The 400-nt window shown below is 72.8% G+C and carries 1 protein-coding gene; it reads left to right on the top strand.

Annotated elements, in window-relative coordinates:
- The coding region (locus LPA54_RS41000; protein WP_228985486.1) for an RICIN domain-containing protein at positions 1-249 on the top strand (249 nt) is incomplete at its 5' end.
- Positions 250-400 lie beyond the last annotated feature (151 nt).

Raw genomic sequence — 400 nt, 5'->3', positions numbered from 1 at the left:
AGCCTTCAGGGCGCCTCGGGCGGCACGTACCGGATCGTCCACACCTCGTCCGGCAACTGTCTGTCCGCCTACGGATCGATGCACATGGGGACGTGCGGCGCGGACGACGCCCAGACGTGGCGTCTCGGTTCGGGCGGCACCGTGGTCCTCGCGAAGACCGGCAGGTGCCTGGAGCACTCCCGGCCGAGCGGCTTGATCATGGTGCGGACCTGCGAGGGCACGGCGACCCAGAGCTGGACCCGGGCGTAGCGCCGGCGGCGGGCCGGCCCGGCAGCGTCAGTCGGTCCTGGGGTCCTCGTCCGGGTCGCGGTCCTTCTCGCGCTTCTTGTCCTCGTCGAGGGACTTCAGGAAGTCCGGGTTGTCGTCCGGGGCGACCCACCGGCCGCGGCCGCCGCCCCAG

This window comes from Streptomyces sp. DH12, from assembly GCF_020873895.1.
Lineage (GTDB): Bacteria > Actinomycetota > Actinomycetes > Streptomycetales > Streptomycetaceae > Streptomyces.
The sequence above is the reverse complement of the archived record's forward strand: the minus strand, read 5'-3'. Positions and strand labels throughout refer to the sequence as shown.